Origin of the sequence: Aestuariicoccus sp. MJ-SS9, from assembly GCF_032586235.1 — a bacterium.
Lineage (GTDB): Bacteria > Pseudomonadota > Alphaproteobacteria > Rhodobacterales > Rhodobacteraceae > Aestuariicoccus.
Genome location: NZ_JAWHTD010000048.1, coordinates 1 through 26883, shown reverse-complemented (window position 1 = coordinate 26883; position 26883 = coordinate 1). Strand labels below are relative to the sequence as shown.

26 protein-coding genes are annotated in these 26883 nt (G+C 59.7%); 10 read left to right on the top strand and 16 right to left on the bottom strand.

The window, feature by feature from the left end:
• Window positions 1–91: 91 nt before the first annotated feature.
• The 3 genes from RXV88_RS20310 to RXV88_RS20300 all read right to left on the bottom strand — a co-directional run bounded on the left by RXV88_RS20310 (window position 92) and on the right by RXV88_RS20300 (window position 1247).
• The gene (locus tag RXV88_RS20310) at window positions 92–286 is read right to left on the bottom strand and encodes a helix-turn-helix domain-containing protein (RefSeq protein ID WP_316295323.1); all 195 of its coding nucleotides are present in this window, start codon (window positions 284–286) and stop codon (window positions 92–94) included.
• Entirely contained in the window at window positions 283–540 is a 258-nt protein-coding gene (locus RXV88_RS20305) for a helix-turn-helix domain-containing protein (protein ID WP_316295322.1), read from the bottom strand. Before RXV88_RS20305 ends, RXV88_RS20310 begins: the two co-directional genes overlap by 4 nt.
• Before the next feature lie 416 nt (window positions 541–956).
• Complete coding sequence (locus tag RXV88_RS20300; protein WP_316295321.1) at window positions 957–1247, bottom strand: hypothetical protein; 291 nt, start codon at window positions 1245–1247, stop codon at window positions 957–959.
• Here RXV88_RS20300 and RXV88_RS20295 point away from each other — a divergent pair.
• The 5 genes from RXV88_RS20295 to RXV88_RS20275 all read left to right on the top strand — a co-directional run bounded on the left by RXV88_RS20295 (window position 1246) and on the right by RXV88_RS20275 (window position 6556).
• The gene (locus tag RXV88_RS20295) at window positions 1246–2268 is read left to right on the top strand and encodes an ABC transporter substrate-binding protein (protein WP_316295320.1); all 1023 of its coding nucleotides are present in this window, start codon (window positions 1246–1248) and stop codon (window positions 2266–2268) included. The two genes, RXV88_RS20300 and RXV88_RS20295, sit on opposite strands and share 2 nt — an antisense overlap.
• 17 nt (window positions 2269–2285) lie before the next feature.
• Entirely contained in the window at window positions 2286–3749 is a 1464-nt protein-coding gene (locus RXV88_RS20290) for a sugar ABC transporter ATP-binding protein (protein WP_316295319.1), read from the top strand.
• A complete protein-coding gene (locus RXV88_RS20285; RefSeq protein ID WP_316295318.1) occupies window positions 3746–4684 on the top strand; it encodes an ABC transporter permease in 939 nt (312 codons plus the stop codon). Before RXV88_RS20290 ends, RXV88_RS20285 begins: the two co-directional genes overlap by 4 nt.
• A complete protein-coding gene (locus RXV88_RS20280; protein ID WP_316295317.1) occupies window positions 4681–5628 on the top strand; it encodes an ABC transporter permease in 948 nt (315 codons plus the stop codon). Before RXV88_RS20285 ends, RXV88_RS20280 begins: the two co-directional genes overlap by 4 nt.
• A 61-nt stretch (window positions 5629–5689) precedes the next feature.
• Entirely contained in the window at window positions 5690–6556 is an 867-nt protein-coding gene (locus RXV88_RS20275; RefSeq protein WP_316295316.1) for an SMP-30/gluconolactonase/LRE family protein, read from the top strand.
• A gap of 126 nt (window positions 6557–6682) precedes the next feature.
• On the opposite strand, the gene RXV88_RS20270 is transcribed toward RXV88_RS20275, so the two are convergent.
• Entirely contained in the window at window positions 6683–7759 is a 1077-nt protein-coding gene (locus RXV88_RS20270; protein WP_316295315.1) for an integrase family protein, read from the bottom strand.
• A gap of 335 nt (window positions 7760–8094) precedes the next feature.
• Between RXV88_RS20270 and RXV88_RS20265 the strand changes: the two genes are divergently transcribed.
• On the top strand, window positions 8095–9102 hold the full coding sequence (locus RXV88_RS20265) for an LLM class flavin-dependent oxidoreductase (RefSeq protein ID WP_316295314.1): 1008 nt from the start codon (window positions 8095–8097) through the stop codon (window positions 9100–9102).
• 172 nt (window positions 9103–9274) lie between these two features.
• A complete protein-coding gene (locus tag RXV88_RS20260; protein ID WP_316295324.1) occupies window positions 9275–9979 on the top strand; it encodes an IS6 family transposase in 705 nt (234 codons plus the stop codon).
• A 94-nt stretch (window positions 9980–10073) separates the two neighbouring features.
• Here RXV88_RS20260 and RXV88_RS20255 read toward each other — a convergent pair whose 3' ends face one another.
• From RXV88_RS20255 to RXV88_RS20215, 9 genes are all read right to left on the bottom strand, one after another.
• Window positions 10074–12452 carry a mechanosensitive ion channel family protein gene (locus tag RXV88_RS20255; protein WP_316295313.1) on the bottom strand — a complete coding sequence of 793 codons (2379 nt, stop codon included), beginning with the start codon at window positions 12450–12452 and terminating at the stop codon, window positions 10074–10076.
• 175 nt (window positions 12453–12627) lie between these two features.
• Complete coding sequence (locus tag RXV88_RS20250; RefSeq protein WP_316295312.1) at window positions 12628–12939, bottom strand: hypothetical protein; 312 nt, start codon at window positions 12937–12939, stop codon at window positions 12628–12630.
• An 85-nt stretch (window positions 12940–13024) separates the two neighbouring features.
• The gene (locus RXV88_RS20245; RefSeq protein ID WP_316295311.1) at window positions 13025–14167 is read right to left on the bottom strand and encodes an SH3 domain-containing protein; all 1143 of its coding nucleotides are present in this window, start codon (window positions 14165–14167) and stop codon (window positions 13025–13027) included.
• Window positions 14168–14250: 83 nt separating this feature from the next.
• A complete protein-coding gene (locus RXV88_RS20240; protein ID WP_316295310.1) occupies window positions 14251–14895 on the bottom strand; it encodes a bifunctional 4-hydroxy-2-oxoglutarate aldolase/2-dehydro-3-deoxy-phosphogluconate aldolase in 645 nt (214 codons plus the stop codon).
• Entirely contained in the window at window positions 14882–15811 is a 930-nt protein-coding gene (locus RXV88_RS20235; protein ID WP_316295309.1) for a PfkB family carbohydrate kinase, read from the bottom strand. The genes RXV88_RS20240 and RXV88_RS20235 overlap by 14 nt, the downstream gene beginning before the upstream one ends.
• Window positions 15808–16998 (bottom strand): mannonate dehydratase, encoded by a 1191-nt coding sequence (uxuA, locus tag RXV88_RS20230; protein WP_316295308.1) that lies wholly within the window; start codon window positions 16996–16998, stop codon window positions 15808–15810. Before uxuA ends, RXV88_RS20235 begins: the two co-directional genes overlap by 4 nt.
• A gap of 29 nt (window positions 16999–17027) precedes the next feature.
• Window positions 17028–18308, bottom strand: a complete 1281-nt coding sequence (locus tag RXV88_RS20225) for a TRAP transporter large permease (RefSeq protein ID WP_316295307.1) — start codon at window positions 18306–18308, stop codon at window positions 17028–17030.
• Entirely contained in the window at window positions 18305–18826 is a 522-nt protein-coding gene (locus RXV88_RS20220; protein WP_316295306.1) for a TRAP transporter small permease, read from the bottom strand. Before RXV88_RS20220 ends, RXV88_RS20225 begins: the two co-directional genes overlap by 4 nt.
• A gap of 69 nt (window positions 18827–18895) precedes the next feature.
• The gene (locus RXV88_RS20215) at window positions 18896–19873 is read right to left on the bottom strand and encodes a sialic acid TRAP transporter substrate-binding protein SiaP (RefSeq protein WP_316295305.1); all 978 of its coding nucleotides are present in this window, start codon (window positions 19871–19873) and stop codon (window positions 18896–18898) included.
• A gap of 117 nt (window positions 19874–19990) precedes the next feature.
• Here RXV88_RS20215 and RXV88_RS20210 point away from each other — a divergent pair, with 117 nt between their 5' ends.
• Window positions 19991–20926, top strand: a complete 936-nt coding sequence (locus tag RXV88_RS20210) for a GntR family transcriptional regulator (protein ID WP_316295304.1) — start codon at window positions 19991–19993, stop codon at window positions 20924–20926.
• A 623-nt stretch (window positions 20927–21549) separates the two neighbouring features.
• Here RXV88_RS20210 and RXV88_RS20205 read toward each other — a convergent pair.
• The 3 genes from RXV88_RS20205 to RXV88_RS20195 all read right to left on the bottom strand — a co-directional run bounded on the left by RXV88_RS20205 (window position 21550) and on the right by RXV88_RS20195 (window position 24716).
• A complete protein-coding gene (locus RXV88_RS20205; protein ID WP_316295303.1) occupies window positions 21550–23148 on the bottom strand; it encodes a tripartite tricarboxylate transporter permease in 1599 nt (532 codons plus the stop codon).
• Window positions 23148–23702, bottom strand: coding sequence for a hypothetical protein (locus RXV88_RS20200; RefSeq protein WP_316295302.1), 555 nt, complete (start codon window positions 23700–23702; stop codon window positions 23148–23150). The genes RXV88_RS20205 and RXV88_RS20200 overlap by 1 nt, the downstream gene beginning before the upstream one ends.
• A gap of 63 nt (window positions 23703–23765) precedes the next feature.
• Window positions 23766–24716, bottom strand: a complete 951-nt coding sequence (locus tag RXV88_RS20195) for a Bug family tripartite tricarboxylate transporter substrate binding protein (RefSeq protein WP_316295301.1) — start codon at window positions 24714–24716, stop codon at window positions 23766–23768.
• Window positions 24717–24835: 119 nt separating this feature from the next.
• On the opposite strand from RXV88_RS20195, the gene RXV88_RS20190 reads away from it, so the two are divergent.
• Complete coding sequence (locus RXV88_RS20190) at window positions 24836–25327, top strand: MarR family winged helix-turn-helix transcriptional regulator (RefSeq protein WP_316295300.1); 492 nt, start codon at window positions 24836–24838, stop codon at window positions 25325–25327.
• Entirely contained in the window at window positions 25324–26490 is a 1167-nt protein-coding gene (locus RXV88_RS20185) for a CoA transferase (protein ID WP_316295299.1), read from the top strand. Before RXV88_RS20190 ends, RXV88_RS20185 begins: the two co-directional genes overlap by 4 nt.
• Window positions 26491–26883 lie beyond the last annotated feature (393 nt).

Below are 26883 nucleotides of genomic sequence, written 5' to 3'. Positions count from 1 at the left end.
TAGCAGACAATCCTCCGCTCAGACTGATAGGCACAGTTTCCCGAGATGCTTGGAAAGCGTTACTTATCAGGACTTTAGGGGACACCATCAGTCACATCCCCCGCCGTTGCCTGATGTATCGATCGAGGTCCGCAGGATGCACGCGGATCATCCGGCCATCACGTACAACGGGCAGATCACCGGTCTCGATGCGGCGCTGGACGGTCTTCGCCGAACATTTCAAAACACCTGCCACGTCCTGGATGGTCAGTAGCGGTTCAAACACAGGTTTCCGAGGGGCGGTCATTTCGAGACCTCCCCACCAGAACCATGATCAACCTGAGACGCGATCCACTCTTCAACGTCACGGAACCTGTAGCGCACCATCCGGGAAGAAATGCGCACGATCGGCGGGCCTTCGCCCCGGCAGGCAGCCACTTCCAGCCACCGTTTGCTCAAGCCGAAGACCCGTGCAACATCGCCGCGCGTCATCAGCCAATGAGGGGAATACCCATCGCTGGAGTCAGTTTTTCTGAGGATGTTTTGTCGTGCCATGTTCATACGTCTCACCTTGCGACCCGAAGGCCGGCTGCAACGGATAAGGCACTCGCGAAAAGCGAGGCCCTAGACGCGCAGCAAGGCGGGCGAAACGCCGGCACATGCCGAACTCGAAACCGGACGGCTGATCTTGTCAGAGGACCGGCTCCTAGAATCAGTATTACTTTGATTTTTGGCCCCCGCAAGTCTGTTTGGGAATTTGGATTACTTGGGGGAGGACATAGCGGCAGAGGTTCCGAAACTATCCAAGGTCGGTCGTGGAGAGCCTAGGCGCGGCGAGGCGACTTTTCAGTTCACCGCAAACCGTCTCCATCGCCGGCCTCAGCGCTTCGATCGATGGCCTGGTATATCGCTGGCCCGTGATCGACAGGGGAGTATGGATAAGAGTTGGCGAAATGGCGCCTTCGTCCCAGCTCCGGTCACAGCGTCGATTTCGGCGAACGTCTAGTACCGGCGGAAACCGCCGTTCGTGCGTAGGCTGACCTTTTTAACCAAAAATCCGCCGGGGAGAATATTTCGAGAGCTTGGTAGACGCCGACAGCCGAGGCGATGAATTGATAAAAATCATAAATGCGACTTTCAGAACCGATAGGAATTTGAAGTCCAACGTTAGGCGCAGCATGCGTGAGGGCGAGCGATGCGGTCTTTGCAACGGAGCCGGAAAATTCTGCAGCCTTCGGTTGGGTGAGATCAAGGGGGAGGAGACCCATGACCCATTTCGGAAAATCGGCTTTACTTTCAAGCGTGGCGCTGGTCGCCGCCTTGGGGGCAACAGTCGCCTTCGCAGACACGGCGGACAAGCGTATTGCGCTGTCCAACAACTATGCGGGCAATTCTTGGCGGCAAGCAATGCTGCGCAGCTGGGAAAAAGTGACGGGCCAGGCCGTCGAAGACGGCGTGGTTGCGGAGGCAGATGCCTTTACCACGGCCGAGAACCAGGTCACAGAACAGGCCGCGCAGATCCAGAACCTTATCCTGCAGGGCTATGACGCGATCGTGATCAACGCCGCGTCGCCCGAAGGTCTGAACGGCGCCGTGCGCGAGGCTTGCGATGCCGGGGTAACGGTCGTGTCTTTCGACGGGATTGTCACAGAGCCTTGCGCCTGGCGTATCGCGGTCGATTTCAAACAGATGGGCAAGGACGAGGTGCTCTACTTAGCCGACCGTCTTCCGGATGGTGGGAACCTGCTGGAAATCCGCGGCCTAGCCGGGGTTTTCGTCGATGACGAGATTAGCGCAGGCATCCATGAGGGTGTGGCCGACACCGGCAAGTTCGAAATCGTCGGATCGGTTCACGGCAACTGGGCGCAGGACGTTGCGCAGAAGGCAGTGGCCGGCATCCTGCCCTCGCTGCCGGACATCGTCGGCGTTGTGACCCAGGGCGGCGACGGCTACGGCGCGGCGCAGGCCATCGCGGCCTCGGGGCGCGACATGCCGGTGATCGTCATGGGCAACCGACATGACGAGCTGACCTGGTGGAAGGAACAGAAGGATGCCAACGGCTACGAGACCATGTCGGTCTCAATTGCGCCGGGTGTCTCGACATTGGCCTTCTGGGTGGCGCAGCAAGTGCTGGACGGCGCCGATGTGCCGAAGGATCTAACCGTACCTTTCCTGCGCATCGATCAGGACAATCTCGAGGAAAACCTCGCAAATACCGAGGAAGGTGGCGTAGCCAATGTCGAGTATTCCCTCGATGATGCCAAGGCGGTGATCGCCGAGGCGATGTAAGCGCCGCTGGCTGGGTTATGCGCATGGTCGCGGCACGCAACCCGATCATTCAACTGGACGGCGTCGAAAAGAATTTTGGCGCCGTTCGGGCTCTGGATGGCGTGACGCTTGAGCTGATGCCCGGTGAATGCATGGGGCTGGTCGGCCACAATGGCGCGGGCAAGTCGACTCTAATGAGCGTATTGTCGGGCAACCTCTTGCCCGATGGCGGCACGATCAAGATCGGAGGCACGGACCTGACCCGCGGGTACTCACCGCAAACGGCAATGCAGCATGGCGTGCGTTGCGTCTATCAGGAACTGTCGCTCTGCCCCAATCTGACTGTGGCAGAGAACGCACGCATCTCGCATCCTGCGATTGCTGGTATAGGCTGGCGCAAAGCGGCGCGGAATCTGATCGGAACGATGCTTGACGAGGTGTTTCCCGGTCACAGCATCTCCACCGATGACGTAGTCGGGGATCTGTCGATCGCGAGGCGCCAGATGGTCGAGATCGCGCGCGCGTTTGCAGTCACGGATGCCGAAGCGCGCGTCGTCATTCTTGACGAACCAACCTCTTCACTCGACGGGGTCGCGGCGAGCAAGCTTCTCGATCACGTCCGCCGCTATGTCGAACGCGGTGGGACATGCGTTCTGATTTCGCACTTGCTGGGGGAGATCCTGGACACGTCCGACCGCATCGCCGTTATGCGCGATGGCGGAATTGTCACCTTGGATTTGGCAAAGGCATTCGACCGGAATTCTCTGGTGTCTGCCATGGGTAGCGTCGCCGAAGATGCCCCGACTGATACCGTGTCTGCAGCCTCGATACGCGAGACCTCGCCTTTGGTCGTGAGAGCGAAGCCGAACATCGACAGAAGCATGACACTTTCAGCGCACAAAGGAGAAGTGGTCGGCCTTGCCGGTCTTTCGGGTCAAGGGCAAACCGAATTGCTGGTCCAGGTCTTCGACCAGAGCCTAGGATCGAATGTGACGGGAGAGGTGGCTCTGGTGGCCGGAGACCGGCAAAGCGACGGGGTCTTTCCGCTTTGGTCAATTGCCGAGAATATCTCCATTGGTTCGCTTCGGCAGTTTCTCGACGGGGTCTTGCTGAACCATTGCCGGGCTCATTCCTTTGCAGAGGGATGGAAAGACCATATCGGCATCCGCACACCGGACGTTGACCAGCCGATCTTGTCGCTTTCCGGCGGAAATCAGCAAAAGGCCCTCTTTGCCAGAGCGCTCGGTTCTCCGGCGAGCATAATTGTCATGGACGACCCTATGCGCGGCGTGGACGTGGGCACCAAGCAGGAGGTCTACAGCATGATCCGTGAAGAGGCAGCGAAAGGGCGTACCTTCCTGTGGTACACGACCGAGATGGATGAGCTGCGCAATTGCGACCACGTCTATGTTTTCCGGGAGGGGGCGATCGTGGCGGACCTGCCGCGGGCCGAGATGACGGAGGAGCGGGTGCTACACGCCTCGTTCCGGGCGGACGAATGAGCGCGCTGCTCTCACCGCGCCTGCTGCGCAGCCTGCTGCCCCCGTTGTCGCTCGCGACCCTGCTGATTGCCATCTTTTGGCTTCAGCCTCGCACCATGAGCTATTTCGGACTGAACCTGCTACTGAACCTCGCGGTGCCGATTGCTCTCGCGACCATCGCTCAGATGTTCATCCTTTGTGTCAACGAACTCGACCTCTCAATCGGCGGCTTCGTGAGCCTCGTTGCCTGCATCACTGCGACCTGGCTGCACGACACGCCGCTCCTGGGCGTCGCGGCGCTCCTTAGCTTGATTCTTGCCTATGGGTTGCTGGGGGCGGTGATCCACCTGCGCAACCTGCCATCCATTGTCGTGACACTTGGCATGTCTTTCGTGTGGCTTGGCCTTGCTGTTCTGGTTCTGCCGACGCCGGGCGGCGCGGCTCCGGACTATTTGCGCAGTCTGATGACTTTGAAGCCGCCTTACCTGCCTTTCCCGATCATCGCGTCTGTGGCGATTGCGTGGCTTGTCCATCTATTTCTTGTGCGATCGGCGATTGGCACCGTGTTGCGGGGCGCAGGCGGCAATCCCAAATCTCTGGAGCGCGCCGGATGGTCGCTGCTCAAGATCAAGATGGCGATGTTCGCGCTGGCCGGCCTTTTCGGAGTGCTATCCGGCATGGCCCTTGTAGGCTTGACCACGTCCGCTGACGCAAACATCGCGTTGCGCTATACATTGCTTTCAATCGCCGGTGTAATCCTCGGCGGCGGGGAGTTTGTGGGTGGGCGAGTGTCTCCCACCGGCGCGGTCATCGGGGCGATGACGCTCGCACTGGCAGGCTCTTTCTTGTCCTTTCTGCGGCTCAATCCGGATTGGCAGATCGGCGCGCAAGGCGCCATCCTGATTGTCGTTCTGGCATTGCGCGTTCTCATCAGTCGGACGGAGGCAAAACGATGAGGGCGCTGTCGACCATCGGACGCCAACCATGGCTTTGGGCCTGGGGCGGCGCAGTCCTCGTTTGGGGCGCAACCGCCGTCTACACGGGCGGCACCGGGTCCGGAGCGGTTCTCTCGGCGGCGCTCACCTTTGGCTCCTTTTTCGTAATCGTCGCACTTGGTCAGATGTTCGTCATCACTTTGGGACCGGGCAATGTCGATCTGTCCATTCCGGCCTGCATGACCCTTGCTGCTACCGTGGCAATGAAAACGATGGCAGGCAGTGCCTCGATGATCCCGATTGGTCTGGCGCTGGCCATGGCGATTGGGTTGGCCGTGGGAACAGTCAACTACGGCTTGATCCGTCTTCTGAGTATCCCGCCAATAATCGCGACCCTGTCGTCAAGCTTCATATTCCAGTCCGCGGCGATCTGGTGGAACCGCGGCTTGCGTGTGAAACCGCCCACGCCATTGGCCGATTTTACCACCGCAAAAGTCGCTGGGATTCCGGTCATTGCTGTGGTCGTGATCCTGCTGGCGGTGATCGGCCATGTTGTCCTGACGCGGACGATTTACGGGCGAGGTGTGATCGCCATCGGCCAAAACCCGCGTGCGGCGCACCTTGCGGGAATCAAGGTGGAGCGTATCCGCGCCGCCACCTACATGGCCAGCGCGATGCTGGCCGGCCTATGCGGTTTCGTTTTGGCCGGGTTCTCCGGTGGAGCCGCGCTCAACATGGGCGAGGAATACCTTCTGAGTTCCATCGCCGTGGTGGTGATAGGGGGAACCTCCGTCGCGGGCGGATATGCCAACGTACCGGGCCTTTGGGGCGCTGCGCTTTTTCTGTTCCTCCTCGTGACTATGCTCAACACATTCGGAGCAGGTGCTGGCGTGCGCCTTGTTTTGACCGGGCTTATCATTATTGGCGTGATCGTCGCGGCAAGCGGTGGCAGGCAAAGGGCATAGGAGGACTACTATGGCTTTGGTTGGGGATGCATACGAATATTACGACCCGCGGTTCCGCGACATGACCTTACCCATCGCAGAGGTCGAAGTCCTGTTTGACGGCTGCCGCTGGGCCGAGGGGCCAGTGTGGTTCAACGACCTTGGATGCCTCATTTGGTCGGACATTCCCAATAATCGAATGCTGCGCTGGACCCCCGACCAGGGCGTTGGGGTATTTCGGGCGGCATCGAACTTCGCGAACGGCAACACCCGCGACCGTGAAGGACGACTTGTCACCTGCGAGCATGGTACTAGGCGGGTGACGCGCACCGAACCCGACGGCAAAATCACCGTGATTGCCGACAGCTACCAGGGCAAGCGCCTGAACTCGCCCAACGATGTGGTCGTGAAATCGGATGGCACGATCTGGTTCACCGATCCGACTTATGGGATTCTCTCCGACTACGAAGGGTTCAAGGCCGAACCCGAGCAAGAGGGCTGCTTTGTCTTCCGCGTCGACCCGGCATCCGGCGAGATTACCGTTGTTGCCGACGATTTCGTCAAACCCAATGGGCTCGCCTTTTCGCCCGACGAGACGCGCCTGCTCGTTGCCGATAGCGGCTTTTCGCACGATCCTGACGGACCGCACCATATCCGTACGTTTGACGTGACAGATACGAACAATCTCAAGGGAGGAGCAGTTTTCGCTGAGGTTTCCCCCGGCGTTCCAGACGGCTTCCGCTTTGACGATCAGGGCAATCTTTGGTCATCCGCGCAGGATGGCGTTCGGGTGTTCGATCCAGAGGGCAATCCGCTTGGCCGAATCAAACTTCCTCAGATGGTGGCCAACCTCACCTTCGGCGGCCCGAGGCGGAACCGTCTCTTCATCGCTTCTACCCATACGCTGTGCGCCGTTTTTGTTGGCGTGAACGGAGCGCAGAGTCCATAGCCCGATACCCCAGGCATCACGTGGCGCAGGAAAAATGACGGTTTGGCTGCGGTTGGCGGAATCCACTTGGCGGCTAGTACGGCCTGAATTCATCAAAGGTGGCCAAGCGCCAAAAATATTCCGATTTCAACGGCCGATCCTCTTTTGCAATTGATTGCAGACCGTCCCCATCGCCGGCCTCAGCGCATCGAGAGAAGGTTTCATGTACCTTTGTCCGGTAATCGACAGCGGCGTGTGGTTCAACAGCCGCCCGACGATCTCTTCGAGAACGCCGGCCTCCATCGCCACCGTGGCGAAGGTCCTGCGATGTGCATGCGGGCTCCACTTGAACCGCTGCGGTCCGGTCAGATGCCCGCTCGGCGCCTTCGGCGATGGGAACACCCATTTGCGGCTCAGCCCGCGCAGAGGTGCCAGGATCTCATGATGACATTGCACGATCGGGAGATCGAAGCTGCGCCCGTTCTTTGTCATGGGTAGGTGGATGTAGTCCTCATGCACGTTCTTCCATTCGAGGGTCATTAACTCGGTTTTTCGGAACCCGGTGAACAGGGCCATCTCGTAGAAGACCTTATGGATCGGGTTGTACAAGCCATCGACCTCGTCCCGCCATTCGCGCAGATCTTCTATGATCGTTCCGTTTGGCTTTTCCTCGTACCACTCGATCGCCATCGTCGGGCTCTCTGGCAGGTCGTAGGTTCGCCGGGCGTGGTTCCAGATCGACCGAAACATCCGCAGGACGCGATTGGCCCCAACCGGATGGGCACCCAGTTCCTGGTGCCGACGCACGACCATCGACTTGGTGATCTCGTCGATCGGCAGTCTGAGCCAATCTTTCAGGTGCAAATCCAGCGAGGCTCGAACACCGTCCTTGTAGCTCTGGCTGCGCAGCTTAGGGCGGACCAGGTAGGCTTCCATCGCGGCCTCAAGGGTTGGCGCCCCGATCTGGATCTTCTTGCCGGCTCCCCTGCCCCATTCCAGCGCGAAGCCGAGGGCCGTCTGCCGCGCAGCCTGGGCCGAGATGACCGGGAAACGCCCGATCAGGACACGTTTGGTCTGACCGCCCACGTCCTTCTGGAAGTACCAGGTCTTCGAGCGCTTACCGACGAAGAGCACGAGGCCCTTGACCTCGCTGTCCCAGTGCTTGTCGGTGCCGGATTTTGTCTGCGGAACCTTGCGGGCGAAGGTCTCTGTGAGCTTGGGCATTTTGTCAGTTTTTTGTCGGAAGCAGTATGATACCGTGTGTAGCCAAACGCTACATCATGAAATACATAGTTCAACAAAATGATACTCTTAGCAACACCATGCAACCAAGTGAAAGTTAATTCACTTACTTGGAAGGCTCGTGTGATACCATTTCACCATGCCCGCTTGGTGTAGTTGTGTCTAATTACTGAGTGTCGCACGGTCAAGCAAGTCCTCAAGACCCGGCGCTTCGTTACGGCATTCGCGGAAAATAGCGGTCGGAGATGACCGCTGCGCCTGAAGATCCCTTCTGCCTCTTGCCGGCCATACCTGCCTGTAGAGAATCAGAAAACCCGATGTACCATTTCTCACTGCTCGATCTTTCTCCCGTTCCCGAGGGACACTCCATCGCCGAGGCGTTGGCGAACACCGTGGATCTGGCCCGCGCTGCGGAGCGGTTCGGGTATCATCGCTACTGGCTGGCAGAACATCACAACATGCCCGGCATCGCGAGTGCGGCGACATCCATCGTCATCGGCCATGTTGCCGGCGCGACGAGCACCCTGCGCGTCGGTGCAGGCGGAGTCATGCTTCCGAACCATGCACCGCTGGTCATAGCCGAGCAGTTCGGAACGTTGGCGACGCTCTACCCCGGCCGGATCGACCTTGGCCTCGGCCGCGCGCCGGGAACCGACATGGCGACTGCGCGTGCCCTTAGGCGCCACATGGAGCAGGAGGACAGCTTTCCCCAGGATGTCGTCGAGCTGCTGAAATACTTCGACGAGCCCACCGACCAGACCCGCGTGCGCGCCATTCCAGGAACCGGAACGCATGTCCCGGTCTGGATTCTCGGATCGAGCCTCTACGGAGCGCAGCTGGCGGCCTATCTCGGATTGCCGTATGCCTTCGCATCGCATTTCGCTCCGGCGATGCTGGAAGAGGCCATTGCGACCTATCGCGAGACATTCCGGCCATCGAAATGGCTGGCTCAGCCCTATTTCATGATGGCCGCGGGCGTCTGCGCCGCCAACACCGACGACGAGGCCTCCTATCTGCGCAGCTCCCAGGTCCTGGCCTTCGCACGGTTGCGAAGCGGCAAGCCCGGAAAGCTTCCGCGCCCGACCACGGATATCGCGGCAGAGGTTCCACCGGAGATGCGCGCCCAGGTCGAGGCTGCCTTGTCGGTTTCGGTCTCGGGGTCGCCATCAACGGTCCAAAGCCAGCTTCGGACCCTGCTGAACACCTACCACCCCGACGAACTGATGCTGACCGGCATGATCCATGACCACACCGCACGGGTACGGTCCTTCGAGATCGCGGCGGAAATCCTGTCAGGCATGCAGACGCGGCGGAAGTCGGCCTAGCTCGTTTCCAGCGCATTACTTCCGGCTGCGCCGACGCAGAAGCCGGAGGAAAGGGCGGGAAGCATCCGTTAGCTGTAACCGCGATGCGACCCGGCGGTTTTAGTGAGAGCTGACATTGAGACGAGGTTGAAACCGCGATTAGTTCTGCACTGCCGCAAGGCGGCAACGAGCCATAGCGGATGCTAAGTTTACTGACAACCTCCACCGCCACCGGTTCCCTCCGGCGATCATTCAGCATGCCGTCTGGCTCTACTTCCGGTTTGCACTGAGCTATCGCGATGTCGAGGACATGCTTGCCGAACGGGGCATCGACGTGTCCTACGAGACCGTTCGGCGATGGGCGCTGAAGTTCGGCCGCATCTACGCTCAGCAGCTCCGCTGTCGCCGACCTCGGCCCTCCGATCGATGGCACCTGGATGAAGTCTTCCTCAAGATCGGTGGCAAGATCGTCTATCTCTGGCGTGCTGTCGACGACGAGGGTGAGGTTCTCGACATCCTGGTCCAATCGAAGCGGGACCGGAAAGCAGCCCTGAAATTGTTGCGAAAATTGCTGAATCGGCAAGGCTATGTGCCTGATGAGATCGTGACGGACCGGCTTCGGTCCTACGGTGCCGCCTTGCGCGAGTTGAACCTGGCCGATCGGCACGTGACGGGCGGGCGGTCGAACAACCGGGCAGAGGTTTCACATCAGCCCACTCGACGCCGAGAGCGGCAGCAAATTGGGTTCAAGTCGCCCGGATCGGCTCAGCGCTTCCTGTCTGCGCACACCGCCATCTCAAACCACTTCAACGTCCAACGCCATCTGATTTCTCGCCGCACACTGAAAATCCTTCGCGCCAGGGCCTCGGACGACTGGCGAGAGATCGTGGCGGCCTGAGGACGCATTCGGAAGATGCTGACGGCCACTCCTAGTTGCCGTGACAGTGCCGACTCAACATCTTTGCTGGAGTGATCAGCGACACTCCTCGGTTTCACGTCTCTTCTTTGACAATTTGAATCGTCCTGGTCGGGAAGGCGAAGCTCACCCCAACCTGCTTCGCCAGACCTACGATGTCGGCGACAAGGGCAGAGCGCACCTCCACCTGATCGTCGTAGTTGGAGACGAATACAAAACACCGGCACTCGATCTCTATCGCGGACTCTCCAAAGTCCTTTAGCCCCACATAGCAGTCTTTGGCGTCAGTGCTCGGTTGCCGCAACATTACGGCGCGCAGTTCTTCGATGAACTGATCCAAGAGCGAGCGAGGCGTGTCGTAGGTCAGGCCAATGGAAAGGTCGATCCGGCGGCGTGCGCGCAATCCCCAGTTCACGATGACCTGATCGCTCAACTGTGCGTTTGGGATAATCATCACGGTGTCGTCGAGCCGCTTTAGCCGCGTGGATCGGATGCCAACTGTCTCGACCGTTGCGAGTTGACCGTGTGTTTCGATCAGATCGCCACGCCGGAAGGGTCGGTCGGTGAGGAGGAGTATTCCGCCGAGTACGTTGGACACCGTCTCGCGTGCGGCAAATGCCAGGGCGAGGCCACCAACACCCAAACCCGCCAGAACGCCCTCGTAGGGAAGATCGACGATTTCTGCGAGCAGAAGCAGACCTACCGTAATCAAGGTCAGTTTGATTATGCCGATCGCCATCGCAGTTACGATCTCATCTGCATAGCTCACAGTGGTGGCGGCTCTGCGCTGGAAGAAGGCTCCTATCATGCCGGTCGCGAGGACTGCGAACCAGGTCGCCCCTATGACCGCCGCTGCAGAGACGAGCGTGTGCAGCGCGGCGAGCGGCGTCTCAATGATCCCAATTATGCTGAAGCCCCAAACAAGGACCAGACTGCCGAGGGTCAGCCTTACCGCCTGAACCAAACCTTTGCTTTGAAGAGTGGGTGCATCGGCTGCGTCATCGTCGGCTTCGGCCCGTGTCTTTGGTGCCAGAAGACCGAGAAGTGCAACCAAAACGGCGGCAGCCACAACCATCAGCAGGATCGCCAGCCATTGCCAGTTCTCTATCACCACAGCGCGGTTCAGTAGGGCTGGGGACGTATCCCGGATACGCTCTCGCAGAGAGAAGAACTGCGTCAGCGGTTGGCTCGGCGGGATGCCTTCAGCCATTGGAAGGCTTTGCATGGCCGAATAGAGCGCAGGCAAGTTGCGCAGTGTTTCTGCATCGAAAGCCCATCGGTCGGGCGCATCTTCGTCCTCCGCCGGCATCCGCGCGATGACGATGTCCCCAACAGGATGCGCATAGTGGACATAGGGCGTTGTCCGATTTGGATTGTTGGGAATCTCCTGAAGGAAGACAAAACCGGCGCGGTCGAGGACGTTCTTCAGATAGTCCGCCAGCAATGGTCCTTCGGCACTGTGCAGGTGGTCAGGCAGCAAGGACAGGTCCAGCGTCGACAGAACCGCTTCCCGTCCCGCCCCGTCCCAATCATGAATCCCGAACAGGAACCGTTGCATGACGCCGCGCGGGGAATTCGCCATGGTAGTCTTGGCCGCAGCCACATTGGGCTGGCCAAGTGCGTTGAGATAGCGCCTGACGGCGGCGGAAAGAGTTTCGGTGTCCTCTACAATCAGCCGCCAGCCGCCATCGCTCGCTCGCACGAACTGCAAATCATAGGACGCCTCGGTGCCATCAAGCGCAATTGTGAACACGGCGGTTTCAGCTTCGGGACGCGGTGGCGCGTCGTAAACCCGGAAGGTCGACATATCGATGATATCCCAAAGCAGCGCTTGGCGATGGCGCAGCGTGTTCGCCGGGGCTTCGCCTCCTTCGAACTCAAGAAGAGTCCGGGCAAAGCGCAGAGCGTCCACATCTCCGCCGATCAGGAAATCACTCACAGATGCGACAATCGATTGGAGCGTCTCCCGCGGAGATGCATCGCCAGTAATCAGGCGCTCACCTGCCCCGGCTGATCGGCGTCCGTTCCACCACTCTCCAGTGTCGAAGCGTCCTGTGAAACTCCCGCCATCGTCCGAGATTGCGAAGATTAGCTGCCCACTGACCTGATCCTCAAACCAACGGCCACGCAAGATTTGCCCGTCGACCTGCCCCTCAATACGACCGCTGCCAGGCTCATAAGTGCCGGTCACGGAGCTGCCTTCCTGCTGCAGCTCGACTACCGCCGCCCCGTCACGCCAGAACGTGTCCCAGCGGCCCGACCAGTCGGGGGAGGACTGTGCGAGGACTGCGCTCGCAGTTATCGTCACGAAGAGGCACGCCAGAAGCAGATGGCAAGAAAGGCGCAGGGTCTTCTCAGACTCTGCGGGGGTGCCCGACCCTTTCGCAAAGAAGAAGGCAGCGAGAAAGCGAAGCATGCGTTTCCTCTTTGGGAAGTAGGTCAATTTGTCTTTCATGTCGCAAGCAAATTAGCGCGAATAAACGGCCGCTCAAGCTTTGGGCTGGCTTGCTTCAGGCCTGCGTTGCGGTGCGGCGGAAACTTCAGTCTTTCCGACTGACAATCGCCGCCGCACGGTTTTCACTTTCAGTGCAGCACTGAACTGATCGAGTCGCGCGCACAACCGAAATAGATCAATTTGCGGCAGCCTTTAGCGATTCCATCACCTCCGCACATTCCGCCGCGCCGCCCACGATTGACGTGCCTTCGGGCAGCCCGTCGGTGCCGGCCAGTTCCTGCGCGGCCCGCATGAGAAGCTGATCGACCTGTTCGGCCGTCACCAGACCCTCGGCCTGCGCTGCCTGCACCGTCGAGCAGATGCCAGCGCTGAGCCCGGTGCCAATCCCGATCCCAGCAGCCGTGCCCCCGATGAGCGATCCTCCGACGACCGCACCCCCAACTGCACCGACAACCACTCCGATGATTCCGACGGTTACCTTGTTCATAGAGTTCTTCCTTCTGTTTGAGGATTGATAGAATGAACGGCCCGCTACGCATCAACATGCAACGGGCCGTGTCTTAGAGAACTGTTCATTTCTGCATCGACATCGGACGCGTCGTCGAACCGTCACTGTAGGCGATGCACTGCCAGGGCGCCCGCTGCGGACCGACACCAACCATCACTTCAGTGCCTGCCTGAGAGAAGCTGGAGCTGAGCAAAACGACGTCTGGATTGTTCGTCTCGACAGTCACAGCGCGCAGACACGCCTGCTCGGCCGGCGACACGCTCGAGGTTGGAGCAGAAGCTGCCGCCGCGCTCAGGTAGCGGCCGGCGACCCAGCCGCGTTCCCGCATGTCAGTGATCATCTCGATTTCGCACCAGCGCGTATTGCCGACGCTTTGGCACCCCATCACGCGGACCGGATCGCCATTGGCCAACGCGCCCACGATGGGGTTCCCGGTGCCTGGCCCACTACGCACATTCAGAACATCATTGGAAGGCACACCAGCGACACGCATCACGTTTCCGGAACTAACGGCCGGGCGCGTCGATGCCGACGGCGCGGCAGCCTCGCGCAGATACTGGCTTGCTGCCCAGCCTGTCGCGCCTCCGTCCACCTGGGCGATCTGGCACCAGACCCGGCCTTCGTTGCTGCGGCAGCCGCGGTTCTGCACTATGGTGCCGTTCAGCAGCCCCATCACCACCTGCGCGCTGGTCGACGGCGCGGCGCGCACGTTTAGGCTCTGAGACACACCGAAAACTTCCCAGAAGTTAGGGCCACCGGAGAGGCCGTCAGCGAAATCCTGACTCGGTGCTGCGCCCCCAATGCTGACGTTCAGCGTATAATTTGTGCTCTCGTTGCGGCGTGCCGCGTTCCGATTGATGAAGACCTGCACCCTATAGTCGCCATTGCTCGGCAGGACCCCGTCAAACCTCAGCCCATTCGTCGCCGCGACGTACATCGCAGCGCCTTGGCCAGGACGATTGCCTGGAGCGAAGATGTTGAAATAGGTCGACGGGTTCGACGGGAACATCTCGACGGCCATGCGTTGCCCAGCACGTGCGCCAAGTAGGTATTCGACGCTTTCGTAGCCTGTTAGGCTCGCATTGATGGTCGTTCTGCTCTGGCCGGCCGGAAATTGAACCCTCTCCGTGCGCGGTTCCTGAGCAAGTGTTTGCGTCGCAGTCGATAAGGCCGCTACCACGGCGATACATTTGAGAAGTTTGTTCATATCTGTCTTCAAGGCTCCTTAGGAGAAAGTTAGGTCCGAATTCTTTGTTGCAGCCAGCACAGGCGCCGCGCAGTTATTGGCATTCAACTCCGGTCAAATTCCCTCATCGTAGTGGTGGACTGCGCCATGACCTTGCCCATATCGAGCGCCGATCGGTATTTTCCACCCTCGGCATACATCCATGACCCTCCAACTGAGAGCACGCCGGGAAGGGCTGCGTATTCGTGCAGCTTGCTCTCCTTGATTCCACCGGATGGCATCATCAGGACATCCGGGAAGATGCGTCCCAGGTCCTTAAGCGCGGAGGCACCGCCCGCCGCTTCGGAGGGGTAGAACTTTAGAAGCGTCTGGCCCGCCTGGCGGGCAGCAATGATCTCGGTCGGCGTAACGACGCCGGGAACATGCGCGACTGACTTGCCCGCCACATGCGCCTCCAGCGCCAAGCAGCGGCCGGGACTGATGGTGAAGTCAGCGCCAATAGACACGGCCTTTTCATAGGTCTCCGGGTCCATCACGCTACCAGCACCCAGAACGATATCGGGATGCGAAGCACGCACGGCTTTCAAGGTGTCGTAGGCAATGTCCGAACGCAGCGTGATCTCGATGGCCGTCGCCCCGCCCGCGGCCAGCGCGTCAACCGCCGCAAGACAATCTGCCTGCGACTTCGGGTCGATCACGGGGACCACACGCACGGTCTGGAGGGCTTTGATCAGGTCAGCAGCTTGCATGATAGGTCTCGTCCATCAGCTTGAGAGTGTTCTTGCGGTTCGGTGCACCAAGACGGCCGCCCAGAACCGTGCATTTCAAAGCGGCAGCGGCGCTGGCAAAGCGGATGCAGTCCGCCGTGCCCTGACCTTCGGCCAGCACCTGTGTGAAGGCGCCGTGGAAAACATCGCCCGCGCCGTTCGTGTCGATCACCGCAACCTCGGGGTTGTGGATATGAACCGTGGGGCGATCCGGGCCATCGACGAAGAACGCGCCGGCCGCCCCATCCGTGACACAGGCGAAACAACCGAAAGTCTCGGCGATGCACATCGCCGCGGCTTCGGGCGCCGCGCCGTCGCTCAGGATCGCGGCGCCGGGGGCCGAGGCCACGATATGGCTGGCGTGACGCGCGAGATCGGTCAGGACCTCTGCCGGAGCCAAATCGGCATCGAGCACGGCAGGAACGCCCGCCGCGCGGGCATTGACCAGGGCGCTCCGCGCCGCATCGGGCCAGCGTACATCCACCATGACGGCGGCATATTTGGATATATCGGGGACCTCGGACAGTTCGGGCGCGCGTTGCGTGACCGGATCGTAATCCACCAGAACCCAGCGTTCGCCCGTGCCGTCCACGATGATCGTGGCCGATGCCGAGCGCCCGCCGGGCACCCGCCGCACAGAGCTGCAATCGACGCCTTCGGCCGCGATCTCGGCAATCAGGGCCGGGGCCAGCGCGTCGCCGCCCACACTTGCCCAAAGCGCGGGACACCCCCCCAGCCGCGCCGCCGCGGTCGCCGCATTGGCCGCCATCCCCGACGCGGTGCTGACCGTGCCTTCGGTCAGGTACTTGCCCGGCCCGCGCGAAAAATCCTCGACGCGATAGAGCGTGTCACGCGTCAGAGCGCCGACAAAAAGGACCTTTGGACCCGCGCCGCTCATGCGACTGCACGCGCATAACGCAACGCCGCCGCAGCGCCGCGTAGCTCTGCCAACCCTTTGAGCCGACCGTAGAAGCTGTAGCCTGGGTTGACCGCGCGGGTCAGATCGTCGGCGATGCGGTGGCCGTGATCGGGGCGCATCGGGATCGGCTTGGGCGCGCCGCTGACAGCGCGGCGGTCTTCTTCTTGCAAAAGGATATCGACCGCTTCAATCAGACTGACCGCACCGCCCAGATGTTCCGCCTCTTCAAAGCAATCCGGGTCGCTCTCATCCTTCTGCACCACCCGCAAATGAGCAAACCGGATACGGTTAGCATGGGTGCGGCCGATCTGCATGGCGTTTTCAGCATCACCTACCGACAGAGAGCCGAGGCACCAGGTCAACCCGTTCGCGGGTGACGGGTGCGCCTCGAAGATCGTCTTGAAATCCTCTGGCGTGGAGACCGCCAGCGGCAATCCAAAGAGGTTCTTCGGCGGATCGTTGGGATGGATGGACAGTTCGACGCCCAAACGCTCGGCCTCGGGCACGATCACGCTCTGGAAGTCGATCAGGTTCTTGCGGATGCCTTGATTGGTCAGCCCTTCATAAGACGCCAGCTTTTCACGAAAGGCATCCAGACCAACCGCGCCAATCATCGAACCGGGCAAGCCGGCAACGATGGCTTGGGTCAGACGTTCTCGCGCGCCGTCGGACATGGCCGCATGGGTGCGTTCTGCGGCAGCGATCCGTTGAGCGGAATAGTCCGACTCGGCCCCCGGGCGCTTCAGGATGAAAAGATCGAAGGCGGCAAAAGCTGTCGCGTCGAACCGCAACGCCTGCGCGCCGTTCGGCAGGGTGAATTCGGTATCGGTTCGCACCCAATCAACGCCGATGGAGAAGTTGTAGCAGATTGTCTTGATGCCCGCCGCTGCGACCGCGTTCAGCGAGGCCAGCCAGGTATCGACCGCTTCCTCGGCCTTGAGGCCAGTAGCCTTGATCTCTTCGGCCACAGGGATGGATTCGACCACCGTCCAGACCATCCCGGCGGCCTCAACTATCTCGCGGCGGGCGCGCACCTCCGGGGTCGTCCAGGCCCGATCCAGCGGGATGTCGTGCATCGCCGTCACGATGCCCGTCGCCCCAGCCTGACGGATATGGCTAAGCGGCACAGGATCTTCGGGGCCAAACCAGCGCATGGTTTCAATCATCTAGGAGTCTCCTCGATAGGTCGCCGGGGTCAGTTCCGGTAGAGAAGTTCAGGCAGGAAAAGGGTGATCTGCGGTACGAAAGTCAGCAGGAGGAGCACGCCAAGAAGCGGTACCAGGAATGGCATCGTCGCCGTGACGCATTGTCTGAAGGGCACCCCAGAGACACGCGAGAGCACGTAAAGCACCATACCGATGGGCGGCGTCAGCAGGCCCAGCATCAGGTTCAGGATCACGATGATGCCCAGATGCACCGGGTCGATCCCCACTTGCGCGGCCACCGGCATCAGGACGGGCACGAGGATCGAGATTGCTGCGATGGTCTCCATGAAGAGCCCCACGATCAGCACCACAACAAGGATGATCAGTAGGATCACGTTCTTGTTCTCGGTCATGGCAAGCATGGTTTCAGCAAAGAGCGCCGCGGCCTGGTTCGCGGTGAGAATCCAGCCAAAGACGCTGGCGGTGCCGACGATCAACATCAGCGCGGCGGTCGTCTCGATGGTCTCGATAGACACCGCAAGGATCCGCCGCAGGTTCAATGTGCGGTAGACGAAAAGCCCCAGTATCAGCGCATAGGCGGAGGCGCAGACGGCAGCTTCGGTCGGGGTGAAGGCCCCCGAGGCAATGCCGCCGACGATGATGACCGGGGCCATCAGTGGCAGAAAGGCAGCGCGGAAGGTTGCCCACACGTTGCACATGTCCAAAGCCGTGTCGCGAGGATATCCGCGGCGGCGCGACATCCACCACACCATGCCCGACAGCGCCAGCGCCATCATCAGCCCCGGGATGATGCCCGCGACAAAGAGCTCTCCGATGGAGGCCGAGGCCATGACGCCGAAGATTACCAGCGGCAGCGAGGGCGGGATGATCGGTCCGATGGTGGACGACGCGGCTGTGACCCCAACCGAGAAATCGTCGTCATAGCCCGCTTCCCGCATCGCCTCGATCTCGATCTGGCCCAGCCCGCCCGCATCGGCGACGGCGGCGCCGGACATGCCGGCGAATATGATCGAGGCGCCGACATTCACGTGGCCCAGACCACCATGCATCCAGCCCACCAGCGCGCGCGCAAAGGCAAAGATGCGCCTTGTGATGCCGCCGGTATTCATCAGCCCGCCGGCGAAGATGAAGAACGGGATGGCCAGCAGCGGGAAGCTGTCCATGCCGCCGATGGTCCGGTGCAACAGCAGCACCACGGGCTGGTCCGAAATCAGGATATAGGCCAGCGAGGACAGCCCGAGCGCGATAGCAATCGGCACCCGCAGGAACATCAGGCCGAAGAGGATGACAAAGAGCAGAAGGATCGTCATGGCTTGCGCCCCCGGATCAGGCGGTAAAGCTGCCACAGATGCACCGCGATGGTGATTGCAATGGCCGCCAGTACGACGAAGTAGAGGGTGTATTTCGGGAACGGCAGCGAGATCATCTGCTGATACCAGGTTCGGTTGATCAACGTCCAAAGCGACCAGAACGATACCGAAAAGAAGATCAGGCTGAGCGTCAGAGCAAAGAGTTTCAGCGCGCCCAGATATTTCGCCGCCCAGTCATCGAGGAACTCCAGACGGATATGGCTGTCGCGCAGTTGGCAGCGGATACCGGCGACAAAGGTCAGGATGATAAGGAGGTAGCGGGCCAGTTCCTCGGTGAATGACAGCGAGTCGTTCAGCACGTATCGGGTGAAGAACTGCAAAAAGACGGTAATGAAGAGCGCCGCGAAGAGCAGCAGGGACGGCAGATCGCGCCAGCCCAGATCCATCGCGTCCAGATGCCGGGCCTCTTCGCGCTCCTGCGCCTCCAGCAATTCGTCGATCTTGTCATCTACGCCCATGGCGCCTCTCCCCCATGACAAAAGCGGAACACCCGGCGGCGCGATGCCGCCGGGTGGGTCTTTTGTAGCTTACTGACCGATCGCCTGCAGGCGGTCGTAGATGTCCTTGGAGAAGGGGAAATCCTGCGTGTCAAGGTAGTCGGCCATCAACTGGATAAATGGCGCGCGGTCGACCTCGTTTACCGCGACGCCTTGCGCGCGGAACCAGTCGGCCAGCTCGTTCTCCGCGGTCACGATCTCGTTCGACGCCCAGAGCGCGTTTTCCTGCATCAGACCTTCGAGCGTGGCGTAATCGTCACCCAGACGCGCGATGGTGCCGGGCGAGACCAGCGTGATCAGCGAATTGGTGATGTGGCCTGTCAGGTTGATGTTGGTCTGCACCTCGTAGAACTTCTTGAACTGGATCGTCGGCAGCGGGTTTTCCTGAGCGTCCACGACCTTTTGTTGCAGCGCGAGATAGACTTCAGAGAAGGAAATCGGCGTCGGGTTGGCACCGGCGGCCTTCGGGAACCACTGGAACGCGGGCGCGCCGGGGGTGCGGATCTTCAGCCCTTCCATGTCGGCGGGCGTCAGGATGGGCTTGTTTGAGGTGACGTGGCGGGCGCCGTAATAGGTCAGCGCGACAGGCACGTTGCCGGTGGCTTTGGTGTAGCCCTCGGACAATTCCTTGAAGAGATCCGACTCGCCATAGGCTTTCCAGTGATCGAAGTCGCGCAGCGCGAACGGATAGGCCGACACGACGATGGGCCCATAGCTTTGCGACATGAAGGTGGGGCCAGAATAGATCATGTCGACCGTACCAAGCGACAACGCCTCGTTCAGCGAGGCCTCGTTACCAAGCTGCGAAGCCGGGAAAACCTCGATCTGGTACTTGCCGCCGGTGGCTTCCTCAAAGGCGTCGGCGGTGCGCTGCGCGGCCTGGTGATAGACCGAGCCCACCTCATAGGTGTGGCCCCATTTCAGCAAGTCCTGCGCCAGCCCCGGGCCAACGCTTGCCAGCGTGACGGCAGCCCCGATCATCGCGGTTTTCAACGAAAAGGTTTTCATGATTCCTCCCAAAGACAACGGGCCTCCTGTGGCCCAACTGCCCATAAAATGTGCGAGAGTTGACCACAGGACAAATGTCTTTAATGATTAAAAAACAGCATTCTCAACAGAGGCGACATGGCCCGCTCGCAGCGTACTTTCCGGCTCAAGTATAACGAGGCATTGGATTTTCTTGCTGCGGGCGGCGAGTACGACAGCATCTCGGGTCTGGCGCGGAACTTGCACGTCAGCCGAACAACCGCCCGCTCCATTCTGGCCAGACTACAGGATCAGGGCATCCTGACCGGGGGCATCGGCAGGGCCGCGCGCAGCATCGATCAGGCGGACTATTACCCCAGAAACCAGGTACTTGAGACCACCGAAATCCTGCGGGCAGCCTTTATGACCTGGATCATTCGCGAAAGGCTGCGGCCCGGGGATATCTTGGACGAGGCCGAAATCGCCACCCGGCATCAGATCCCGATGTCGAACGTCCGAGAGTTCCTGATCGGTTTGGCGAAATTCGGCTTCTTCCGCAAACTACGTGGTCGGGAATGGGAGGTCGAACCCATCAGCTCCGATTTCATCGACCAGATGTTGAGCCTTAGGCGCATGCTGGAGGTCAAATCCATAGCATCGCTGGTCGTCTTGCCAGCGCACGATCCGTTCTGGCCTGCCCTGCAAAGTCTGCGCACCCGCCATGTTGAACTTTTGGGCACGATCGGCGGCGAGACGCTGCCTTTCGTTGCTTTGGACAATCAACTGCACAGCCTGCTGAATACCTCATCGGACAACCGGATCATGATGATCCTGCAGGAAGCGGTCTTCTTTCTGTTTCACTACCATTACCGCTGGGGTAGCACAGACGAGAAGGCCCGCAACGAACAGGCCATGATCGAACATCTTGAAATCATCGACGCTCTGATTGCGCGCGATGCGGAGCGGGCGGAGGCGTCCTTAATCAACCACCTGTCCGTCGCAAAGAACACGCTTCTTGAAACGTTGGATGTCACCACCGCGGGTGTTCTGGCTCCGAATGAAAAAACAGATTCCATCCGCAGTGCTTGGTTTTGACAAGACGAAACAGGACCCAACGAAGGCGACTGTGCCGCAAGACATGAAAGACTGACCGCGTTCCAACTTTGTGCCGCAGGGAATGGCAGAAATGCGGGCTGCGAACGCTGCATTCGAGCATCCTGTTCAATTTCGGCTAGGGGCCGTTCAACGCCATTGGGGCTGATGGGGCGCATGACTGGTTTGTCCGCGACCCGGTCATTCCTCAACTTTTCGCCAGCGTCCGCTCCGGCGCAAAGCGGTCGTTGAGAGCTGAAGGTTAGACTGTCTGTGACCGAACGACCGCTCAACGGCACTTAGCCATCATCTGAGGGAAATACTTGGATGACTGCGATGAGCCCAATCCGGCCAAAACTCAAGACCGCGCCATCCTACTCGATGGGCGGGGAGCGGACGTTCGCGGCGTTCGCCAACCAGCCAGGGCGTCGAACTGGAAGCCGACATTCGTGCGGCATTGAGGCCGACTGCTTCTCAGCAACGCCGCAAGGCGGCTCATGACCCAGACTGACCGATGCTGTGGGGGTGTATATGTTGGCGGCAAGGGGCAACCTTTTGAGTGGCGTGGTTCGTGTTGGCGGATTTGAAAGCGCCTGCCTTATCGGGCCCGGCATAGGCATCGATGGTCATGCCTGCGTGCTGTCGGTCCGCTTCTGCCGCAATGCGAGCACAACAGTCACACCGGACCCTGCCAGAAACAAGATCGAGATCCAGCTGGAAAACAGGAAATAAGGATCTCCGCCCGTGGCAGAGAATGCCTGCCGCGCGCTGTTCTCGAGGCTTCCTCCCAAAACGAAAGCAATCACGAAAGGCAGAGGAGACATGTCGACCTTGCGCATCAGATACCCCAAAACTCCGAAGCCCAGGGTAAACCAGAGCGCCTTCATGCTTGGTTCCTGAGCATAGACAGCCGTAAAGGTCAGCAGCAAAACAACCGGCAGCAAGGTGCGTTTGGGCACTTTTACCATGACTGTCGCGGCCCGCATGAACGCCCCGCCAAACGTCCAGTTGACGAAATTGGCAAACAGCATCGCAGTGAACAATCCGAATACCAAGACGAGCTCGGTGTTCACGACGCTTTCACTGAAGCGAAAGACCGAAGGTCCCGGGGAGAACCCCCCGATTGAATCCGTGGCGAGAATGATGAAGACAGCCGCCGCATTGCCGGGGATGCCCAAGCCAAGCACCGGGATCAAGTTCGATCCGGATACGGAACTGTTGGCGGCTTCAGTCGCGGCCACGCCCTCGATGGCCCCTTCCCCAAAGTCTGGCGCTCCTTCCGGGCGACGACGCGCATAGCGCGCCCGTCCCAGTTGGTAACCAAGCGCCGCTGCCAGCGTCGTTCCAATGCCGGGAAGGGCACCAATGATCGTGCCCACGAGTGACGACTGGCCGATGTAGGGCGCAATGCGCAGGATTTCCGCGCGGGACAGACGCTGGTCGCCGTGATCAACAATTTGCTCACGCGCTCCCGACAGATTGCTTCTGTGCCAGAGGTCTTCGTATTCTTTCAGGACCGCGCCGACGATTAATACCCCCAGAATTGCCGTCATAATTGAAAACCCGCCCGCCAAGGCGTCGGTTCCCAAAGACAGGCGTGGATAGAAGTCTTCGCCACCGCCGATGAAAACAGCAATCAATCCCAATGCGACCGAAATCAGCCCTTTGCCAGGAGAGCCGCCGATAACTGCCGCAATAAAACTGAGCGACAGGATCAGAAGCGCGGTCTTCTCGGGAAAATCCAGATGCCGCTCAACCATTAAGGCAACGAATGGCGCGCAAACGAAAAGCGCAATGTCGGAAAACGTGTCACCAGACACAGAGGACAGATGTGCGACCTTCAATGCCTTGCGGGACTGGCCCTGCTTCGTCAGAGGGTAGCCATCCAATGTGGTCATATAGGCATCCGGTGTCCCGGGGGTGTTGAACAGAATGGCTGGAACCGCCCCTCCGAGCGTCGCCCCTTTCATGATGCCAATCAGAAACCCCAAAACGGGCAGCAAGGCTTCGACGTTGTATCCAAAGAACGAAATCAGGATCGGCAGGGAAATCGCCATCGCCATCGGCCCGGCCAGACCAGGCGTTGCGCCAACCAAGATGCCTGTGACCACGCCAGCAAAGACCATCACCAGCGTCAGTGGGATTGGAACACCGAGCAGTTCGAAAGCGGCCGGGCCAAAAATGACCGCCTGTATCCCGGCCGCGATGTAGTCCAGCGGCTGCACTAATAATCACCGTTGGGCGGCAGCAAAAGATCATCGAAGGGCAGATCGACGAGCGCGATCAAGCCGATTGTCACGGCGCTGGCAATCAGGACTGTCCGGGCCTGCAAGCGTCCAGCGGACAAAGAGGCCATTCCACCAATCATCGTGGCACCGCCAAGAAAATAACCGATGTATTTCCATGGGAAGGTTTCGCGCAAAAGGCGGTATTCTGACGGCTCGGTACCGAACAAATCGGCGATGCGCAGAAAGCCTGGGCCGGCGTGTCGCATCAACAAGAGACCCAGGATGATGACAGCGACAAGTGCGCCCGTATGCAAGAACGGCGCCAACCTCACCTCGGTGGATACAGGCTTTCGCCGCTCGATCAGCAGAAGCGCACCGCCAATCGCCATCAGGGTGAAGGCGATCGTCGGCGCAAGTGCGTCCCCGATGCTGACTTGCCGACGGACGCGAACGATCAGGCCGGTGCCTGTGTCCTGAGGAATCCAGAGGAACAAACCGACAAGCGCCAAAAGCACCGCGCCACTTCCGATATAGATGTTCAATCTGTACATCTGGACTTCCTCACAAGGCGGCTGGTCGCGCCAACGCGAGCTGGCACGACCTAGAGGCAAAAACTACTGGGAAGCCGCCTGCATCAGGTCCTTGGCGGATACAAAGCTGCTGTCGATAAAGGCTTGGAGCGCCTCACCCGAAATGGCCTCCGCACCTCCGAAGTTCGCTTCAAGCAGCGCGCCCGCTTTCGTGCTCTCGTCCAACACGATTTCCGAAATCGACTGTGCCAAATTGGCCTGAGCCGCGCCGTCCATGTCCTTTGGCCCGAAGTACATGAAATAGATATCAAGGTTGAACGGCACGCCCAGATCGGCCAACAACGGCGCATCCGGCGTCAGGCTCAGTGGGCGTGACATGCCCGAAACAAGCTCTACCAGTTCACCGGCTTCGACACCCTTTGAATGAGCGCCAGCGACAAATCCAGCGTCAAGATCCCCAGCATAAAGCGCGTTCAGCATCCCTCGCCCGCCCTGGACCATCGTGATGTTCATCTCAATACCGGCTTCTTTGCCCATCAGATAAGTCACATCAGCGATCTTTGGCGTAATGGCGCCAACTCTCATAGGTTCGCCGGTCATGGCAGCAGCGACAAAATCGTCGAAGGTTTTCCAACCTTTCGAGGCGGGCACGACGAACGCAACTTCCGCCAGCGTCGTGGTGACAATCGGCGTCACATCATCCGGTGTCATGCCTGCGGTCCCGTCTGCCATGCCGTAGTCAAGTGCTTCTGAAATACCCAAACCAAAGACGGTGCCATCTGCCGGGGCATCCTGCATTTCCATAGCCATGATAAGCCCCGCTTTCCCGGGCGTGTTCTGCGGCGTGATCGTCCATCCGTAGCGGGTTTCCAGCTCTTCCGCGATCAGCCGCGCCTGGCTGTCCGAGCCTCCCCCGGGGGGGAACGCGATGTGCATCGTGATTGGCCCCGGCGGAGTCCAGTCTTCAGCGAGGCTCGCCGTCGCCGCGATGGAACACCCAAGCGCAATTGCGCCAAGGGCGAGAAATTTTTTCATGGCAGTTCCTCCCAAAATCTCCATGTTGGAGCGGTAACAGTAATAAACCGGACAAGTCAACCTTTTACTGGACATGTCCGGTAAATGTTCGTATTGAACTCTGAATCGAGGGATCGCCTATGGAGCAAAAGCAGCCAAAACCATTCGATACGAATGAGCCCCTTCAGGAGTCTGTAACGTTCAAAATATCCCGGCTCAGTCAGAGACATGCATCTCAGGCGTCAAGGGTTCTGCGGGAATTGTCGGGCCCGCCGCTGTCAGAGTGGAGGGTTCTGATGCTGCTGGCGACCTATGGCCCCGGCACGGCCGCCGAAATCGCAAGATATCTGCAATCCGACGACTCTCTGATCAGCCGAACAGTGAAAACGATGCTGAGCAAGGGCCTTTTGCAAAGCACGCCTGACCCCAAGGATCGAAGAGCCAGCAAGCTCTCACTCAGTCAGGAGGGAAGCGCCCTCTATGAGCGCATGCGACCAAGCATGCATCGCCGCCGCGTCGCCGTTCATGACGCTCTCAGCAAAGAGGAGCGGGACACGTTAAGCGCGCTGCTGGCCAAACTGGACAGGCGCATGGATGAAATCGATGAGGACTTGCAGAGGTTCATTGAATGACGAACACCACTTCCCCCGCTTCGCACTTGCCGCTTGACGGTGTGAGAGTACTGGATCTGACCCACGTCATCGCGGGTCCGTTGGCAACGCATCAATTGTGCATGATGGGGGCCGAGGTGATCAAAGTTGAACGTCCGGGGGAAGGCGACGGCATGCGTGCGCTGCGCACACAACCAGACCAAAACGGGGTACCGCCAGCGTTCCGTGCCCTGAACGCCGGAAAGAAGTCGGTCGTGTTGGACCTGAAAGTCGCAAAAGATCGGGATCATCTGCTCGCGTTGGCCAAGTCCTGCCACGTATTCGTGGAAAACTTCAGACCCGGTGTCGCAGAGCGCCTCGGCCTATCTGCAAAAGACATCCGCCGCGTTCGCCCCGATGTGATTTACTGCTCCATCTCGGGATGGGGGCAAACCGGAGAGCTGTCTGCCGTGCCGGCCTACGATCATGTAATCCAGGCCGCCACGGGAATGATGGCGATGCAGGGCTCAGAGGGCCCACCGGTCAAAGTCGGTTTCCCGGTCGTCGATACGGCAACGGGCATGTCGGCAGCCACTGCGATTCTGGCGGCATTGTTGCGCCGCGCAAACGGCGACACATCGGACATCGAGATTGATGTTTCCATGGTCGACAGCGCGATGCTCCTGATGGCAACCGTCTATGCCCAGACAATCGCGACAGACGCCGCACCTCCCCGTGTGGGCAATCGAGGATTTGTTGGCAGTCCAGGCGCGAGCACCTTCGAAACCGCTGATGGCCATGTGTCGATTGCCGCCAATACAATGGGTCAGTTTCGAATATTGTGCAGCATCTTGGGCCGACCGGATTTAGCCCTGCCGCCATACCTGCCAGGCGGTTTGTCCGACAACGATTTTTTGTTCAACCTTGCCAGCCCTGAACTTGGCTTCGAATTGACAGCAGAAATTCGAAAACTTGATGCCGCCGAGTTCGAAAAAGCGCTCATCGCCGGGGGCGTTGCAGCCGCGCGGGTCCGCGATCTTCACGAGTTTCTGACAGAGTTGTACACCAAGACCCCGGGCCTGAATATTCCGGAAGAACCAACGGCTCTCATGCCTGGTTTTCGCAGCGAAGGCGCTCTCAAAAAGGAAAATTTTCAAGCGCCCCTGCTTGGGGAACATTCTAAAGAGGTGCCTAAAACTGCATGAAGTCTCCAAGAAGCGACAGAAAATCACACGCAACGCCGACGAGCCGACAAAGCTAAATCTCCTACAACGCATACTGAGTTTCATGGCTGAAATAATAATCGTTACCTGAAACTCCAGTTTTCGTCGCGTTTCTGTTGTTCGTACCGTTCTTGCGCTCCGCAACGCAACGTAAGGCAGCTAAGTCCCGCACCGTGTGAATTCACCCACCATCTGATTTTGCCGTTGCGGCGAAAGTCGGCAATGGCGAGCCGCGCCGCAGCATTTTGAGGTGGTGGCTAAGGTCTGCTATGGGCCGTGAGCGCCGCCATGCTTCTAATTAGTCGGGTTTGAACAACGCCTTCAGGCGGACTGAAGGCGGGGATTTTGTGTGGTGGGCGTGTGCAGGTCGGCGAA

Bases quoted from the DNA above. Each gene is read 5' to 3' on its own strand.
- RXV88_RS20220 (WP_316295306.1), bottom strand. From the start codon at position 18,826: ATGGGCGTAGATGACAAGATCGACGAATTGCTGGAGGCGCAGGAGCGC.
- RXV88_RS20300 (WP_316295321.1), bottom strand. From the start codon at position 1,247: ATGGGTCTCCTCCCCCTTGATCTCACCCAACCGAAGGCTGCAGAATTT.
- RXV88_RS20240 (WP_316295310.1), bottom strand. From the start codon at position 14,895: ATGCAAGCTGCTGACCTGATCAAAGCCCTCCAGACCGTGCGTGTGGTC.
- RXV88_RS20290 (WP_316295319.1), top strand. From the start codon at position 2,286: ATGCGCATGGTCGCGGCACGCAACCCGATCATTCAACTGGACGGCGTC.
- RXV88_RS20310 (WP_316295323.1), bottom strand. From the start codon at position 286: ATGACCGCCCCTCGGAAACCTGTGTTTGAACCGCTACTGACCATCCAG.
- RXV88_RS20280 (WP_316295317.1), top strand. From the start codon at position 4,681: ATGAGGGCGCTGTCGACCATCGGACGCCAACCATGGCTTTGGGCCTGG.
- RXV88_RS20195 (WP_316295301.1), bottom strand. From the start codon at position 24,716: ATGAAAAAATTTCTCGCCCTTGGCGCAATTGCGCTTGGGTGTTCCATC.
- RXV88_RS20210 (WP_316295304.1), top strand. From the start codon at position 19,991: ATGGCCCGCTCGCAGCGTACTTTCCGGCTCAAGTATAACGAGGCATTG.
- RXV88_RS20295 (WP_316295320.1), top strand. From the start codon at position 1,246: ATGACCCATTTCGGAAAATCGGCTTTACTTTCAAGCGTGGCGCTGGTC.
- RXV88_RS20185 (WP_316295299.1), top strand. From the start codon at position 25,324: ATGACGAACACCACTTCCCCCGCTTCGCACTTGCCGCTTGACGGTGTG.
- RXV88_RS20235 (WP_316295309.1), bottom strand. From the start codon at position 15,811: ATGAGCGGCGCGGGTCCAAAGGTCCTTTTTGTCGGCGCTCTGACGCGT.
- RXV88_RS20255 (WP_316295313.1), bottom strand. From the start codon at position 12,452: ATGAAAGACAAATTGACCTACTTCCCAAAGAGGAAACGCATGCTTCGC.
- RXV88_RS20275 (WP_316295316.1), top strand. From the start codon at position 5,690: ATGACCTTACCCATCGCAGAGGTCGAAGTCCTGTTTGACGGCTGCCGC.
- RXV88_RS20285 (WP_316295318.1), top strand. From the start codon at position 3,746: ATGAGCGCGCTGCTCTCACCGCGCCTGCTGCGCAGCCTGCTGCCCCCG.
- RXV88_RS20305 (WP_316295322.1), bottom strand. From the start codon at position 540: ATGAACATGGCACGACAAAACATCCTCAGAAAAACTGACTCCAGCGAT.
- RXV88_RS20200 (WP_316295302.1), bottom strand. From the start codon at position 23,702: ATGTACAGATTGAACATCTATATCGGAAGTGGCGCGGTGCTTTTGGCG.
- RXV88_RS20270 (WP_316295315.1), bottom strand. From the start codon at position 7,759: ATGCCCAAGCTCACAGAGACCTTCGCCCGCAAGGTTCCGCAGACAAAA.
- RXV88_RS20225 (WP_316295307.1), bottom strand. From the start codon at position 18,308: ATGACGATCCTTCTGCTCTTTGTCATCCTCTTCGGCCTGATGTTCCTG.
- RXV88_RS20190 (WP_316295300.1), top strand. From the start codon at position 24,836: ATGGAGCAAAAGCAGCCAAAACCATTCGATACGAATGAGCCCCTTCAG.
- RXV88_RS20245 (WP_316295311.1), bottom strand. From the start codon at position 14,167: ATGAACAAACTTCTCAAATGTATCGCCGTGGTAGCGGCCTTATCGACT.
- RXV88_RS20250 (WP_316295312.1), bottom strand. From the start codon at position 12,939: ATGAACAAGGTAACCGTCGGAATCATCGGAGTGGTTGTCGGTGCAGTT.
- uxuA (WP_316295308.1), bottom strand. From the start codon at position 16,998: ATGATTGAAACCATGCGCTGGTTTGGCCCCGAAGATCCTGTGCCGCTT.
- RXV88_RS20215 (WP_316295305.1), bottom strand. From the start codon at position 19,873: ATGAAAACCTTTTCGTTGAAAACCGCGATGATCGGGGCTGCCGTCACG.
- RXV88_RS20265 (WP_316295314.1), top strand. From the start codon at position 8,095: ATGTACCATTTCTCACTGCTCGATCTTTCTCCCGTTCCCGAGGGACAC.